The organism is Streptomyces sp. P9-2B-2, assembly GCF_030406865.1.
GTDB lineage: Bacteria > Actinomycetota > Actinomycetes > Streptomycetales > Streptomycetaceae > Streptomyces > Streptomyces platensis.
This window is the reverse complement of sequence record NZ_CP129126.1, coordinates 3,537,118-3,551,883: the sequence shown is the minus strand read 5'-3', so window position 1 is coordinate 3,551,883 and position 14,766 is coordinate 3,537,118. Positions and strand designations below refer to the sequence as shown.

Sequence of the window (14,766 nt, the reverse complement as noted above, 5' to 3'; positions counted from 1 at the left end):
TGCGTCTCTGTAGTTGTGGGCGCGCGCGGCGCCGGAGCCGCTGCACAGGAGCGCGGCCCGGCAGGGGCCGGGGCGCCACGCCCCGGGGCACGGGACGTGCGGGCGCGGCTCAGGCAGTCGCCAGGACGGAGCCCGGCCGCACCGTGCGTGGCACGGCAGCGGCCACATCGTAGGCGGACGAAAATGAACGGAAGATGGCGTGCGGCCCCGCCGCACCGGGCCCCCGTGCGCAGATCACTTCACCGCGCCCGCCATCACCCCGGACACGAACTGGCGCTGGAAGGCGAAGAAGACGATCAGCGGCACCACCATCGACAGAAACGCGCCGGGCGCCAGCACATCGATGTTGTTGCCGAACTGCCGCACCTCCTGCTGAAGGGCCACGGTGACCGGCGGATTCCCGCTGTCCGCGAAGATCAGCGCGATCAGCATGTCGTTCCACACCCACAGGAACTGGAAGATCGCCAGCGACGCGATCGCCGGACCGCCCAGCGGCAGCACGACCCGGGTGAACAGCCGCAGCTCGCCCGCCCCGTCCAGCCGGGCCGCCTCCAGCAGCTCCCGCGGGATCTCCGCGAAGAAATTCCGCAGCAGGAAGACCGCGAACGGCAGCCCGAACGCCGTATGGAAAAGGATCACCCCGGCCGTCGTCTCGAAGAGCCCGACCGCACCGAACAGCTTCGCCACCGGGATCAGCGCCACCTGCACGGGCACCACCAGCAGCCCCACCACGGCCAGGAACCAGCCGTCCCGGCCGGGGAAATCCATCCAGGCGAACGCGTAACCGGCCAGCGAGCCGATGACGACGACCAGCACCGTCGCCGGCACCGTGATCGCCGCCGTGGTCAGCAGCGAACCCATCACCTTCTCGTTCGACAGCAGCCGGCCGTAGTTGTCCCAGGTGATCTGGGCCGGCTCACTGAAGACCTGCCACCAGCCGGACTCGGCGATCTGCTGCGGGCTGCGCAGCGACGACAGCAGCAGCCCCACCGACGGCATCAGCCAGAACAGCGCCACCAGCACCAGGAAGACCCGCATCGCGCCGCTGCCGGTCCGCGCCGCGATCCGCGCGGCGAGCGGCCACCGGGCCCGTACGGCACCGGCGCCGGAGCGCCCCGCCGGGACGACCCCCTCCACCGTCGTCATCGGCGACGCTCCTTCCGCAGACGCCGGAGATTGACGTACATCACCGGCAGCACCAGCAACAGCAGGAACACGGCGATCGCGCTGCCCAGACCCTCGTCGACATCCGTGCCGAACGACGACTGGAAGAGCTGGAGCGCCAGCACATTCGCGGACCGGACGCTGGAGCCCGGCGCGATGATGTAGACCAGATCGAAGATCTTCAGCACATTGATCATCAGCGTGACCAGCACGACCACCAGCACCGGCGCCAGCAGCGGCACCGTGATCCGGCGGAAGACCTGCCACTCGCCCGCCCCGTCCACCCGCGCCGCCTCCAGCAGCTCCCGCGGCACACCCGCCAGACCCGCCGCGATCAGCACCATCGCGAAACCGGCCCACATCCACACATAGGAGCCGATGATGGCCGGGGTGACCAGCGCCGGACCGAGCCAGTCGACCCCGCGATACGCCTCGGCGAAATTCGCCGCGGGCAGCCGCAGCCGGGCACCGTCGGCCCGGCCGGCCGGCAGCGCGAAACTGCCGTCGGCCGCCGTCGTCGCCGAGGCGACCACCCTGCCGCCCCGGACCGCCTCGACCCGCAGACCGGCCAGCGCCTTCTCGTTGCCGTCGATCGCCTTCGGCCGGCCGCCACCGCCCCGGGTGAAGTCCAGCCACGCGGTACCGGTCACCTTGCCCGGCTGCGACTGGGCGACGGCCGCCACCCGCGCACCGCGCAGATCGCCCGGCTGGACGGCGACCAGCGGCAGCAGCACCGGAGACCCCGCCCGCACCGCCGACCCGGTGGTGAAGGCGCCGCCCCCCGACGCCTCCAGACCGGCACGCGGCCGCGGCTTGGCACCGGGGAACGGCGCCGGGTCGGCGAACGTGTCATGGACACCGACCCACACCGCGTTGGCGACCCCGCGCTCCGGCGCCTGGTCGTAGACCAGCCGGAAGATGATCCCGGCCGCCAGCATCGAGATCGCCATCGGCATGAACACCACCAGCTTGAAGGCGGTGCCCCAGCGGATCCGCTCGGTCAGCACCGCGAAGACCAGCCCCAGCACGGTCGACACCGTCGGCGCCACCACCACCCAGATGACGTTGTTCCGCAGCGCCGTACGGATGCCCTCGTCCGAGAACATCGCACCGTAGTTGTCCAGCCCCACAAAGCCGTCACCGGACGCGTCGAACAGGCTGCGCACGACGGAGAACACGATCGGATAGCCGACCAGCGCACCGAGCAGTACCAGCGCCGGCAGCAGAAACACCCCGGCGAGCCACCGGCGGCCACCCCGCACCCGAACCCGCCCGCGGCCCGCGCCCCCGGCACCCCTCCGGCGCCGCCCACCGGCCCCGCTGACCTGTACGTCGCTCATCGTGACGATCCCCCGGTCCCGCTCGACACGGACGGCGGCACCTACGCAGTGCCCGAACGCCTACGCGCACGCAACGCCTACGCGCACGCAACGCCTACGCGCACTCACCGACTACGCGCACTCACCGACTACGCGCACTGAACGTCCACACGTCTCAGTGCCCGAACGACTTCGCGGCATCCTTCTCCAACTGCGCCTGCGTGCCCGCGACATCCTTCGGGTTCTTCAGGAAGTCCTGAAGGTCCTTCCACTCACCCTGACCCGGCTTACCGCCGAACGAGGCGGGCGCCTGATCGGACATGTCGAAGCGGAAGTCATCACCCGCCGCCACCAGCGCCTTGGCGATCTCCCGCATCACCCCATCGGCATACGCCGCCTGATCGAGCTCCTTGTTGGGCGAGATGAACCCGCCCGCCTGCGCCCAGATCTTCGCGGCATCCGTCGACGCCAGGAACGTCAGCAGCGCCTGCGACGCCTTGCCGTCCTTGAGGGCCACCGCCACATCCCCGCCGGTCACCACCGGCGACCTGGCGCCCACCGCCGGGAACGGGAAGACCTTGGCGTCCGTACCGACCTTCGCCTTGGTCTGAGTGATGTTGGCGGCGGCGAAGTCCGCCGACGAGACCATCGCGGCCTTGGGGGCGTCACCACCGCTGAAGGTCTGGGTCACCGACGTCGGGAAATCCGTCTGCAACGCACCGGAGTTGCCACCCGCCAGCAGATCTTTCCGGCCGAAGAGCTGCCCGAGCGTGGTCAGCGCCTGCTTGACCGTCGGATCCGTCCACTTGATCCGGTGCTTCGCCAACTGGTCGTACTTCCCGGGCCCCGCCTGCGAGAGATAGATGTTCTCGAACCAGTCGGTCAGCGTCCAGCCGTCCGCACCGCCCACCGACACCGGCTCCACACCCGACTCGGCGATGACCTCCGCCGCCTTGACGAAGTCCGGCCAGGTCTTCGGCTCCTTGGCACCGGCATCGTCGAACGCCCGGGCGTTGTACCAGACCAGCGACTTGTTACTGGCCTTGAAGTAGACCCCGTACGGCGTGCCCTTGTGGGCGCCGAGATCCTGCCAGCCCTTCGCATAGTTCTTCGCGAGCTGCGCCTTGGCACCGGCCCCGAGCGGCTTGAGCCACCCCTTCCGGGCGAACTCATTGAGCACACCGACCTGTTGGAGCATCGCCACATCCGGCGGCCCACCACCGGCGATCTTGGACCCGATGAACCCGGCCATGTCATCACCACTGGGCACGAAGTCCACCGTGGCCCCGGTGCGCTTCTCGAACTCCTCCAGCACCTTCTGGAAGTTGTCCCGCTCCGGCCCCGTCCACACAGCGGTGACCTGAAGCCTCTCCCCCTTCAACGAAGGAAGCCGCACGGTAGGAGCAGTACTCCCCCCTTTCCCGCCACTCCCCTCATCCCCCTTGGCCCCGCCCCCACTCCCACACCCGGCCAACACCAAGGCAAGCGCCGCAACCACCCCGACCCCGACCCCGGCCCGCCCAGCCACCCCGCCGGCCCGATCGCGCCCCGTACGGTCACGGCCAGTCCGGTCACGCCCCATACGGTCAAGTCCTCTGCCCATCCCCGTAGCCCCCTATCCCTGCGCCTGCCGTGCCAACTGCCAAGCGCCACGAGCTGTCGCGCTCCGCGGCGTCCTTGCATTGCGGGTGGTGCGCTGCTGTGCGGTGGTGCGGTGCGGGTGGTGCCGAGTGGTGGTGCGGCCGCGTGGTGCGGTGCGTCGGCCGTGGGGCGCGTCGCTCAGTGCGTCGCGCAGTGCGGTGCCGGCCGTCGTGCGTCGTGTGCCGTGCCGCGCCTCATACGGTGCCGTGCGGTGTGCGACAGTCCTACGCCCTGGCCACGGGGTCCGCAATACCGCCTTCCGCGTCAACCGGCCTTTCGTGACGGGGCTGTTATGGGTGACGCATGCGTCTCGGAGCGCGTACGCGTCTCACGGCACTTCCGTGCCTCCCGGCACGTCCGCGTCTCACCGCACGTGGCCCGTCCGCGCCTCACAGCAGCGGCGGGGTGGCCGCCGCGCCCAAGGACTGGGCGGCCCGCTGTAGTGCGCTGGCGAGCAGGGCCAGGTCCGTCGGGCCGTTGCCCAGCTCGCGCAGCGGGCGGCGGGCCGGCGGGTCGCCCATCCGCTGCCACTCCAGCGGGACGACCGTCGGCCGGAGGGTGGACGTACGGGGTATCCGGCCCGTGACGCGGCCTGCCTGGAACGGCGTCGAGGAGCCGTCCGCCGCGCGGTACAGCCGTCCGCGGCCCGTGGGTACCGGCTCGGACGGATCGGTGGCGGCGCCCAACTGGACGCGCAGATCGGCCCGTTCGCTGGTCGCGGTCTCCGCCGTGCGGTCCGGGTGGCCGGTCGCGGCTATCAGGTGCACGCCGAGCGCCGCTCCGTCCCGGGCCACCGACTCCAGGGCGCGCACCACGGATCCGGCGGCCGGGCGGCCCGTGCTGCCCAGGGCCGGGGCGACCAGGGCGTCGAAGTCGTCGACCAGCACGAAGAGTCGGGGCATCGGGACCGCGGGCTCGGGCGCGGGGTCCTCGGTGGGGGATCCGCCGCGGGGGCGGAGTCGTAGGGTGCCGGTCGTTGACGGGTCCGCCGGGGTGCTGCCTTCTTCCTCCTTGTTACGGCAACGATTACGGAGAGTGATTGGTTCCTGCTCTCCGTGACCGCCCTCGGTGGAGCGTCGCGGGGCGACGATCCGTGGCGCGGGCAGGTGTTTGCTGCGCCACTCGGTGAACGGGGTGCCGGCGAGTATCTCCGCGCGGCGCTTCAGTTCCGAGGACAGGGCCTGGGCGAACTCCCGCATCCGGACCGGGTCCGAGGCGGCGAGATACGTCGTGACATGCGGCAGGTCCGTACACACCCGCAGGCCCTCGCCGCGCTCGCTGCCGCCGCCGTCCACCAGCACCATCGACAGCAGATCCGGCCGGTCGGCGGCGGCCAGTGAGGCGGCCAGCGAACGCAGCAGTTCCGTCTTACCGGTGGCCGCCGCGCCCTCCAGGAGGAGGTGTGAGCCGTCGGCGGCGAGATCGGTGCACAGCGGGCCGTGCGGGCCGGCGCCGAGGACCGCGGCGGCGCCGGGCCGGTCGGTGTCCAGGGCGGCGGCCCAACGGGCCATCAGGGACGCCGGGGTGGCGCGGGCCAGCCCCAACTCGTCCAGCAGGCGCGACGAATCGGGCAGCGGGACGGCCACCCGCACCGCCGCACCGCCCCCGGCCGCCGCGGCCGTCGCGTCGGTCTCGCGCAGTGGTGCCAGCGCCCGGGCGAAGCGTTCGGCCCAGGCGCCGGAGACCGCGTCCACCGTCGCGACGGTGCCGTTGGGCCCCGAGCCCGGCTGGACGACGCGCAGCGCGGTGGCGACATCGCCGCTGAGTACCGCGACAGCACCGCACTCCCCGAAGGCGGGCGACGCCGACCGGGCCGCTTCGTACGTCGCGGACAGCGGGAAGGCGGGGGAGGAGGCCGGGGTCTCGGCCAGGCACAGCAGATGGATGCCGGCCGCCGCCCCGCCCGCCGCGAGCCGGGCGGTGGTCTCGCGCAGTGCGGAGGTACCGGGGTCGCCGTCCACGACCACGAGGGTGAACGGGCCCTGGTGGCGGGCCGCGGCGGCGGCGATCTCCGCCCGCTCGGCGTCGGCCCAGCCGGGGCCCAGGGGGCTGTCGTCGAGCCGGCGCACCAGTTCGGACGTGCGGGCCAGCGCCTGATCCGGGTCGTACGCGAGCAGCAGCCGGCAGTCCTGGCCGCGCTCCGGGCGGACCTGCGGCAGCCAGCCGAGCCAGGACCAGTCCGCCACCCGCTCCTCGGCCGGGCGCGCCCGGTCCGTGCTGATCAGCACGATGTCGAGGGTGCCGGGGGAGTGCAGGGCGGCGAGCTGGGCGAGGGCGCAGCGGGCAAGTCCGGTCAGCCGCGCCCGCGGTCCGGCGAGGCCGAGGGAGCCCGCCCGGCGCAGCTCGACGGTGACCGGCAGGGCGGTACGGCCGCCGCTGCGGGCGGCCGTACCCAGCCGGACGGTCAGTGCGTCGGGGTGATCCGGGCCGCGCTCCCAGAGCCGCGGCCCCGGGCCCAGCGCGGTGAGCAGGATCGCGGCGGCGTCCGGCCAGCGTTCCTCGGCGGCGGGCCCGGCGAGCACCTCCGGGCTCGGGGCGGCGTCCAGGACGTCCGTATCGGCGGCCGTGGGGGCACCGACCGGTTCGTACGCCGCCGGGCGGCCCTCGTCCGGCCGCTCCACGGCTATCCGGCCGCCGGCCAGCCGCCGCGCCCAGGCCCCGATACCGCCGCGCCGCCCGCCCTTACGGGGGCCTTCGTCGGCCGGTGCCAAAGACTGCTGCCCGCCGTGCGTCCGCTGCTGGCCGGTGGCCGGGAAACCGTCGGCCGGCTCCCGGACGCCGGGCCCCCAGCCGGCTGACGGGCTGCCGCCGTCGGTGGTGCGGTCGTAGACGTGGCCGGTGGAGGTGTCCGGGTACGGGGCGACGGCGGGGCGGGAGCCGTCGGGGCCGGGGGCCGGTGCGCCGTATGCGGCCGGGTTGGGGTAACTGGCCGGGGTGCCGCGCAGGGGAGTGTCCCGGCGGCCCGGCGCGGCCTGCGGCTGCTGCGAGGCCGCGGCCGGTGAGTGGGGGGATCCGGCCGGTGCGTGTGCGGACCCGGGCGCTGCGTAGGCGGCTCCGCCCCGTGTCTGCGCGGCTCCCGGTGCGTCCGCGGACCTGCCCGCTGCCTGCCCGGCTCCGCCCGATGCGTGCGCGGACCCGGCTGAAGCGCGTGCGGCCCCGCCCGATCCCTGCACGGCTCTGCCCGATGGGTGCGCGGAGCCGCCCGACAGATGCCCGGCCGCTGACCCCCCAACCGAAGCAGCCGCCCCACCCGCCACCCGTTCATACGCCCCGGCCCCGCCATACGCAGACGCTCCCGCCCCCGCATAAGCCCCACCCACAGCCACAGTGGCCCCGTGCGGACCAGCCGCCCCGTACTCCTGCGCCCGTCCTCCCGCGACCGTTCCCGCGGCACCTGGGGTGATCCGCAAATGACCCTCACCGTCCGGTGTGGTCGGCAGGGCAGGGTCCGGTGCGTCCGGCGCGGACTGGAGGCGGAGGGCGGATTCGCCGAGGCGCAGGAGGGCGCCGGGGGGCAGGGGGGTGGGGTGTTCGTCGAGGTCGGTGCCGTCCACGGCGGTGCCGTTGGTGGAGCGGAGGTCGGCGACGGAGACCGAGCCGTCCGGTTCGACCGTGACGGTGCAGTGCAGCCGGGAGACATCGGGGTCGTCCAGGGGGACATCGGCGTCGGCGGAGCGGCCGATGCGGATCTGGCCGCCGTGCAGGAGATGCACGCCGCCGGCATCGGGCCCGGAGACGACGCGGAGCCGCGCGGAGCCGTGCGGCAGGCCGTGTGCGGGGGCGGGGCCGGGGCTCTGGACGGAGAGCACCGCGCCGTCGATCAGCGGGGGCTCGCCGATGGCCGCGCGCTGCGGATCGAGGCGTTCGGACCCGGCGTACAGGACGACGGGGCCGCTGCCACCGCCCGCACCGCCGACATCCGCACCCGAGCCCGCCACGGAGGCGGCGAGCGAGCCGGCCACTGCTGCCAGCGCGGTCCCGGAAGGGGCCGTGACCAGCACATCGCAGGCCCGGGTGGAGTGGCCGCTGCGCGGCCCGAGGACGGTCAGCCGGATCTGCATCGCCGTCAACGGTCCCTTCTGCCGAGGTCCGGCAGGGGGCCTGCTCGCTCCCCCCACCGCACCCGAGCACGTCGGCACGTACAAGTCCCAAGTGCACGTCGCGACAAGGGCCGCGCGCCCCCACCGCATCGTGCTGGATGCATCCTCGCACCTGCCACTGACAACGCGCCCGCCGACCGCCGTTCAGTGATCTTGATTGGTCTTCTAAGGGCGAAAAAGTGCCTGCTTGCGCGCCGTGCCCGGCCGGATTTCGACCGCCGTGGTCAGCTCGGAAGGTCTCCGGCCGGACCGCGCGCGGGCACCGTCCGCACCGTCCGGGGGCGGCGGACGGCCCTCCCGGGGGCAGCAGGCAACCATCCGTCCCGAACCCGCGTCTTTCCCACAAGCCCGCACTGGGCCGCCGGACCGAAAAGATTGTGCGACGGCACTACAGTGGGTCGGACGGGCCGCGCGGAGATGATCAGCTGACCCAGCGGGCCGGGCAAGGGATTCACCACGACCAGGGAGCGCATGACGTGCGGCCGGTAGGCAGCAAGTACCTGCTCGAGGAGCCGCTGGGACGCGGCGCCACGGGCACCGTCTGGCGTGCCCGCCAGCGGGAGGCGGCGGGCGCCGAGGCCGCCGTGGCAGGAGAGCCCGGTGAGACGGTCGCGATCAAGGTTCTCAAGGAGGAGCTGGCGCACGACGCGGATGTGGTGATGCGCTTTCTGCGGGAGCGCTCCGTCCTGCTGCGCCTGACCCACCCCAACATCGTCCGCACCCGCGACCTCGTCGTCGAGGGCGATCTGCTCGCCCTGGTCATGGACCTGGTCGACGGCCCCGACCTGCACCGCTATCTGCGCGACAACGGGGCCCTCAGCCCGGTGGCCGCCGCGCTGCTCACCGCCCAGATCGCCGACGCGCTGGCCGCGAGCCACGCCGACGGTGTGGTGCACCGCGACCTCAAGCCCGCCAACGTCCTGCTGGCCGGGTCGGACGGCAGCGGCGAGATGCACCCGATGCTGACCGACTTCGGCATCGCCCGCCTCGCCGATTCCCCGGGGCTGACCCGCACCCACGAGTTCGTCGGCACGCCCGCCTATGTGGCGCCGGAGTCCGCCGAGGGCCGCCCGCAGACCTCCGCGGTGGACATCTACGGCGCCGGCATCCTGCTGTACGAGCTGGTCACCGGCCGTCCGCCGTTCGCCGGGTCGACCGCGCTGGAGGTGTTGCACCGCCACCTCAGCGAGGAGCCGCAGCGCCCCGGCTCGCTCCCCGAGCCGTTGTGGACGGTCATCGAGCGCTGTCTGCGCAAGCGGCCCGAGGAGCGGCCGAGTGCCGAGAACCTCGCCAGGGCGCTGCGCACCGTCGCGGCCGGTATCGGGGTGCACGCCCGGCCCGCCGAGGCCGAGGCGGCGCTCGGTGTGGCCGCGCTGCTCGCCCCCGACCCCGCGCCCGCCACGGTCCCCGGGACGGGCGCCGACGGCCAGGCCGGCGGCGGCGACGCCGACCCCACCCAGGTGCTCCCGTCGGGCGCCGGTTCGTACGACCCGGCCGCGGCGACCAGCGTGCTGCCCTCCACCGGCGGACCGGGTGGCCCCGGGGCGCAGGGCGATCCGACGCGGGCGATGCCGCCGATGCCCATGGGCGCACCGGCCGGCGGGCCGCAGGAGCCCGAGGGGCCCCACCCGTGGGAGTCCCAGCTGCGCGCCGCCCGTGACCGCAACGACCAGACCCAGGTGCAGTACCTGGACCCCAGCGAGGACCCGCTGCGCCGCCGTCCGCAGCGGCAGGCCGCCCCGCAGCAGCCGCCGCAGCGTCCGCAGCAGCCCCAGTACCGGCAGCAGCCCGCTCCGGTGCCGTACGCCCAGCAGGCCCCCCAGCAGCAGCCGCCGGCTCCGCAGCGGCGCCGGGAGCCGCCGCCGCAGCGTTACGAGCCGCAGCGGCCGCCCGCGCCGGAGCCGAGGCCCCGGCGCGAGCCCCGTCAGCGCAGCGCCAACCCGATGAAGATCCCGGGCCTGGGCTGCCTCAAGGGCTGTCTGTTCACGCTGATACTCCTGTTCGTGGCGGCCTGGCTCATCTGGGAGCTGACCCCGCTCCAGGAGTGGATCGGCACGACCCGGGGCTTCTTCTCGCAGGTCGGGCACGTCTTCAATGAAGTGCAGCGGTTCGTCGAGAAAATCGGCCGCTGACCGCCCGCCGCCCGCGCGCTCCCCGGAGCCCGCGGGCGGCGCGCTGTTGTGGGCGGCGCCGATCCGCTGACGCGCCGTAAGACCCACTCAGTGGATTTGTCGACTTCCGGCGGAGAATTTCGCTCACAGAAGTGAAGGTTGCCACCGTCCGGGGCATTGAACCCCCTGGCACCCGCGTAGCTTTGACGCCAACCTCAGCCCCCGCAGGACGCTCGGGGGCCCGACACGTCGGAGCAGTCTTGGCACGGAAGATCGGCAGCCGGTACACCGCCCACCAGATCCTGGGGCGCGGCAGTGCCGGCACGGTATGGCTGGGCGAGGGTCCCGAAGGGGCCGTGGCCATCAAGCTGTTGCGTGAGGAGCTCGCGTCCGACCAGGAGCTCGTCGGCCGCTTCGTACAGGAGCGGGCGGCCCTGCTGGGTCTGGACCATCCCCATGTCGTCGGTGTCCGCGATCTCGTCGTCGACGGCAATGACCTGGCGCTGGTCATGGAGCTCGTACGGGGCACCGATCTGCGGACCCGTCTGGAGCGCGAACGCCGGCTGGCCCCGGAGGCCGCCGTCGCGATCGCCGCAGATGTGGCCGACGGGCTGGCCGCCGCGCACGCCGCCCGGATCGTGCACCGCGACGTCAAGCCCGAGAACGTCCTGCTGAACATGCAGGGCCCGCTCGGCCCCGGTGGCGCGCACCCCGCGCTGCTCACCGACTTCGGTATCGCCCGGCTCGTCGACTCCCCGCGCCGGACCAAGGCGACCAAGGTCATCGGCACCCCCGACTACCTCGCCCCGGAGATCATCGAGGGCCTGCCGCCGCGGGCCTCCGTGGACGTCTACGCGCTGGCGACCGTCCTGTACGAGCTGCTCGCCGGATTCACGCCCTTCGGGGGCGGCCACCCCGGCGCGGTGCTGCGCCGCCATGTGACCGAGAGCGTGGCGCCGCTGCCCGGTATCCCCGACGAGCTGTGGCAGCTGCTGCTCCAGTGCCTGGCCAAGGCGCCGGCCTCCCGGCTGCGCGCCCCGGAGCTGGCCGCCCGGTTGCGTGAGCTGCTGCCCGGTCTGGCGGGTATGCCGCCGCTGGACATCGACGAGCCGGACGACGAGGAGCCGGAGGGCGAGCAGGAGGGCCCCGGCTCCCGCGAGGAGGCGTACTACCCGTCGGCGGCACCGGCCGAGGCCACCCCGCCGCGCGGCGCGGTCCCGTTGGTCCAGGGCGCGGTCCCCGACTCCAACCGGGACACGCACACCAGCATGCGGGTCCCCGGCCCGGACGAGCTGGCGGGCGGCGCCCACGGCACCGCCCGGGCCCCGCGCGCCGCCGGTGAGCGCCGCGCGGGCTCGGCCCGGCACCGTGCGGCGCCGGAGGCGGTGCGCCGCCGCCGGATCAGGCTGGGCGCGGCGGCCGCCGCGGCGCTGGTGGCGGCCGGTCTGGGCGGCTGGCTGGCCTCGGGTGACGACGAGCCGGACGGCGCCACACCGGGCGTCCACCAGTCGGAACCCGACACTCCGTAACGCACCCCGGGCCCGCGGCGGCCGCACCGGGCCCCGGCGGTGACCGGCGCGGTGACCGGCATCCGGGCCGCCGTGGGCCCGGAGGTGTGGGCTCCGGGCGGGTCCGGCCTGCCGGGGCCGGGTCACGCTGACGGTGGCAGCCGTTAGGCTGGGTGCGTGGCAGTCGTCGATGTATCCGAAGAGCTGAAGTCCCTCTCCTCGACCATGGGGTCGATCGAGGCCGTCCTGGACCTCGACAAGATGAGGGCCGATGTCGCCGTGCTCGAGGAGCAGGCCGCGGCGCCGTCCCTGTGGGACGACCCGGAGAACGCACAGAAGATCACCAGTCGGCTGTCCTACCTCCAGGGCCAGCTGCGCAAGGCCGAGGACCTGCGTGGCCGGGTCGACGACCTCGAGGTGCTCTTCGAGCTCGCCGAGGCCGAGGGCGATGAGGACGCCCGGGCGGAGGCCGAGGACGAGCTGACCGCCGTCCGCAAGGCCGTCGACGAGCTGGAGGTCCGCACCCTCCTGTCCGGCGAGTACGACTCCCGGGAGGCGCTCGTCAACATCCGCGCCGAGGCCGGTGGCGTCGACGCCGCCGACTTTGCCGAGAAGCTCCAGCGGATGTATCTGCGCTGGGCCGAGCGGCACGGCTACAAGACCGAGCTCTACGAGACCTCGTACGCGGAAGAGGCCGGCATCAAGTCGACCACCTTCGCCGTGCAGGTGCCGTACGCCTACGGCACGCTCTCCGTCGAGCAGGGCACGCACCGCCTGGTGCGCATCTCGCCGTTCGACAACCAGGGCCGCCGCCAGACGTCGTTCGCCGGTGTCGAGGTGCTGCCCGTCGTCGAGAAGACCGACCACATCGAGATCGACGAGTCCGATCTGCGGATTGATGTGTACCGCTCTTCGGGCCCCGGCGGCCAGGGCGTCAACACCACCGACTCCGCGGTCCGGCTGACGCACCTCCCGACCGGCATCGTCGTCTCCTGCCAGAACGAACGCTCGCAGATCCAGAACAAGGCGTCTGCGATGAACGTCCTCCAGGCCAAGCTCCTTGAACGCCGCCGCCAGGAGGAGCAGGCCAAGATGGACGCCCTCAAGGGTGACGGCGGCAATTCCTGGGGCAACCAGATGCGTTCGTACGTCCTGCACCCGTACCAGATGGTCAAGGACCTGCGGACCGAGTTCGAGGTCGGCAACCCCACCGGTGTGCTGGACGGCGACATCGACGGCTTCCTGGAGGCCGGAATCCGCTGGCGCAAGCAGCAGGAGAAGTAACGGGGCACCCCGTCTGAAGGCGAAACAACTACCTCCCCCGGGGAGGTAGTTGTTTTTGCTGTGGGGGTTTGGTCACAGTCGTATGTCCATGTACCGCCCAACGCTTGGCAATTCGGGCATCCGGCCTTTAATCGACCTTGACGATAGTCACGGAACTGGGAAGGCTGAGCGCGGCATGCGTATGTCTGGGGCGCGTGCAGTAACGGGGATGGGGGCGGATCGCCCCATGGCGCGGAGCTGACACTCGCGTACCCCGGGTATCGGCTCGTCGCCCCGTACAGCGGTGCTCCAATGACGAGTTCAGCTACTGGGGGTAGCAGTACATGACGAAGAAGACGCGGCTGCGCGTAGCGCGCATTGCGGCCGGTGCGGTGATTGCGGCCGGTGCGTCGCTCACCGCCGCCGGCGCTGCTTCCGCGGCCAGCCCGGGTGAGACCCCGGGCCAGGACGGCGGGATCATCGGCGGCATTATCGGCGGGATCATCGGCGGCGGCGACTCGGGTGGCGAGACCACCGGCAGCACCGACGGTGGCGAGACCACCGGCCAGGTCGGCGGCGACGACAGCACCGGCGGCGAGATCGGCGGTGAGGACAGCTCCGGCAGCATCGGCGGCGACGACAGCACCGGTGGTGACGACAGCACCGGCGGCATCGGTGGTGACGACAGCACCGGCGGTATCGGCGGCGACGACAGCACCGGCGGTGAGGACACCGGCAGCACCGGCAGCACCGGCAGCACCGGTGACCAGAACACCGGCGGTACCGGCAACTCCGGCAGCACCGGTGACCAGAACACCGGCGGCACCGGCAACTCCGGCAGCACCGGCAGCACCGGTGACCAGAACACCGGCGGCACCGGCAATTCCGGTGGCACCGGCAACTCCGGCGGCACCGGCGACGGCAGCTCCATCGGTGACACCGACGGCACCGGCCCGGACAACGAGGGCTCCAAGCCGATCGAGCAGCCCGGCCAGGGCAAGGAGCAGATCGCTGACACCCCCGGCCAGGCCAAGCAGCAGGCCAAGGGCGGCGAGCTGGCGGAGACCGGTTCCTCCGGTACCACCGTCCTGCTCATCGGTGCGGCCACGATGATCGCGGGCGGTGTGGGCTTCCGTCTGCTGCCCCGCCTGATCAACAAGAACGGCGGCGGCGCCGCGGCGGCCTGATCGCCCGCACGTCACAGCTGGAGGGGCCCGGGACACGTTCGCGTCCCGGGCCCCTCGGCGTCCGCGCTCCCGCGTCCGCCGGGGAAGCTGCTATCGGTCTCAGACGGCCTGGTGGAGCAGTAGGCCCACCGCGATCAGCAGGATCATCAGCGCCACCAGCATCGCGGGGCTGAGCTGGGCGAACAGTCCGCCCGCTTGCTGCTGAAGCCGTTCCCTGCTGGCCCGGCACACGGGGCAGCGGCCCTCGCTCACAGGGGCCGCGCAATTGGCGCACACCAGTCGGTCGTACGTCATGCGACCTCCTTCTCCACTGCACCAACGCGCCGGAAGGCGCATTGGTTCCCTCCTCCACTGTGCCAGCTCGCCGCCGGAACGGCGCGTCCCGCGGGATTGTGCGCCTTTTGTCCCGTAGGTGCCGTGAATAAACGCACCAAGCGCCTACGGCGACTGCGCCGTCCTGCGAGGTTCGCGTA

The 14,766-nt window shown here is 72.9% G+C and carries 9 protein-coding genes; 4 read left to right on the top strand and 5 right to left on the bottom strand.

The window, feature by feature from the left end; translation table 11 throughout:
- Window positions 1–234 precede the first annotated feature (234 nt).
- From QT196_RS15460 to QT196_RS15445, 4 genes are all read right to left on the bottom strand, one after another.
- Window positions 235–1,146, bottom strand: a complete 912-nt coding sequence (locus QT196_RS15460) for a carbohydrate ABC transporter permease (RefSeq protein WP_290355096.1) — start codon at window positions 1,144–1,146, stop codon at window positions 235–237.
- Window positions 1,143–2,504, bottom strand: a complete 1,362-nt coding sequence (locus QT196_RS15455; protein WP_248001158.1) for a sugar ABC transporter permease — start codon at window positions 2,502–2,504, stop codon at window positions 1,143–1,145. Before QT196_RS15455 ends, QT196_RS15460 begins: the two co-directional genes overlap by 4 nt.
- Window positions 2,505–2,658: 154 nt before the next feature.
- Window positions 2,659–3,963, bottom strand: a complete 1,305-nt coding sequence (locus QT196_RS15450) for an ABC transporter substrate-binding protein (RefSeq protein WP_290355095.1) — start codon at window positions 3,961–3,963, stop codon at window positions 2,659–2,661.
- A 550-nt stretch (window positions 3,964–4,513) separates the two neighbouring features.
- Window positions 4,514–8,185 carry an FHA domain-containing protein gene (locus QT196_RS15445; protein WP_290356660.1) on the bottom strand — a complete coding sequence of 1,224 codons (3,672 nt, stop codon included), beginning with the start codon at window positions 8,183–8,185 and terminating at the stop codon, window positions 4,514–4,516.
- Window positions 8,186–8,700: 515 nt separating this feature from the next.
- Between QT196_RS15445 and QT196_RS15440 the strand changes: the two genes are divergently transcribed.
- From QT196_RS15440 to QT196_RS15425, 4 genes are all read left to right on the top strand, one after another.
- Entirely contained in the window at window positions 8,701–10,356 is a 1,656-nt protein-coding gene (locus QT196_RS15440; RefSeq protein ID WP_266731356.1) for a serine/threonine-protein kinase, read from the top strand.
- 239 nt (window positions 10,357–10,595) lie between these two features.
- Window positions 10,596–11,864, top strand: coding sequence for a serine/threonine-protein kinase (locus QT196_RS15435; protein WP_085926707.1), 1,269 nt, complete (start codon window positions 10,596–10,598; stop codon window positions 11,862–11,864).
- Window positions 11,865–12,020: 156 nt separating this feature from the next.
- Window positions 12,021–13,127: a peptide chain release factor 2 gene (gene prfB, locus QT196_RS15430; protein WP_168479376.1), complete on the top strand. Its 1,107-nt coding sequence runs from the start codon at window positions 12,021–12,023 to the stop codon at window positions 13,125–13,127.
- A gap of 323 nt (window positions 13,128–13,450) precedes the next feature.
- Window positions 13,451–14,293 carry a hypothetical protein gene (locus QT196_RS15425; RefSeq protein WP_290355094.1) on the top strand — a complete coding sequence of 281 codons (843 nt, stop codon included), beginning with the start codon at window positions 13,451–13,453 and terminating at the stop codon, window positions 14,291–14,293.
- 99 nt (window positions 14,294–14,392) lie between these two features.
- On the opposite strand, the gene QT196_RS15420 is transcribed toward QT196_RS15425, so the two are convergent.
- Window positions 14,393–14,587: a hypothetical protein gene (locus QT196_RS15420; RefSeq protein ID WP_042155281.1), complete on the bottom strand. Its 195-nt coding sequence runs from the start codon at window positions 14,585–14,587 to the stop codon at window positions 14,393–14,395.
- Window positions 14,588–14,766 lie beyond the last annotated feature (179 nt).

Bases quoted from the DNA above. Each gene is read 5' to 3' on its own strand.
- QT196_RS15425 (WP_290355094.1), top strand. From the start codon at position 13,451: ATGACGAAGAAGACGCGGCTGCGCGTAGCGCGCATTGCGGCCGGTGCG.
- QT196_RS15420 (WP_042155281.1), bottom strand. From the start codon at position 14,587: ATGACGTACGACCGACTGGTGTGCGCCAATTGCGCGGCCCCTGTGAGC.
- QT196_RS15445 (WP_290356660.1), bottom strand. From the start codon at position 8,185: ATGCAGATCCGGCTGACCGTCCTCGGGCCGCGCAGCGGCCACTCCACC.
- QT196_RS15455 (WP_248001158.1), bottom strand. From the start codon at position 2,504: ATGAGCGACGTACAGGTCAGCGGGGCCGGTGGGCGGCGCCGGAGGGGT.
- QT196_RS15460 (WP_290355096.1), bottom strand. From the start codon at position 1,146: ATGACGACGGTGGAGGGGGTCGTCCCGGCGGGGCGCTCCGGCGCCGGT.